The sequence below is a fragment of the Thauera sp. ZXT1-4 genome (assembly GCF_052598215.2).
The window spans coordinates 1-803 of record NZ_JBQWSN020000120.1; the positions used below are offsets into that span (position 1 = coordinate 1).

At 62.4% G+C, this 803-nt stretch carries 1 pseudogene; it reads right to left on the reverse strand.

What is annotated here, in order from left to right:
• Positions 1-72: 72 nt before the first annotated feature.
• A pseudogene (locus tag ACUH78_RS19400) lies at positions 73-666 on the reverse strand (ISAs1 family transposase); the annotation flags it as partial.
• Between the last annotated feature and the right edge of the window lie 137 nt (positions 667-803).

Sequence of the window (803 nt, forward strand, 5' to 3'; positions counted from 1 at the left end):
TCGGATATCTCAAGGCGCGCTGTTTAGCAACGACGCCGCTGGGTGAGCGCTTACCCCGCAGCTACGCATTCATCATTCATCGTCATCCTCGTCAGGCGCTTCGAAGCCCAGCAGTGCTGCGCGGAACTCGTCGGATGTCGCGGCCAGCAGTCGCTTGGTCTTGATGCTGGTCTTAATCGAGGTGTCGAGTCGGATGAGGTTGAGGGCCATGTGGCGGACCAGCGCGAGGTTGTGGGCGACGTGGCCGGAGCGAGCGCGGGCGTAGTCATCACCGAACTGAACATCGAGACACCAGTGCAGACGTTTCTCGACCTTCCAGTGGCTTCTGACTGCCTGCGCGATCCGCTCGGCGTCGGCGGGCAGGCTGCTGATGTAGCAGACGCGCTCGATGCTGGTGTGATCGCCCACCGTTCGGATGCGTTCGATCACGGCGAAGCTGGCGACATCCTTCCAGGCGGCGGGGTTGTGAAGCCGATCGGCGGCATCGTAGACGCGGCAGCGACGCACTTCGATCCTGCCGTGCCCGGTGCTCGTGCTCTCGTGGGTCGAAGTCGGTGTCAGCGGGCCGCGTGGGTCGAGGTTGGCGAAGATGATCGAATCGTGCAGGTTGCGGTGGTTGTCTTTCACACACAGCACGTAGTGCGCACCACGTTCGCGAATGGTGCGCGTGCCCGGCGTCAATTACTTTGGCCGGTCGACGTCAATTATCCTGGCCGGTGGAAGCGAGGCATGAGGGGTTCAGCCTTTCGGCTTTGAGGTGTTGGGGTTGCGTTGCTCAGAAGGGGCGAGCCCCTTCTGAGCAA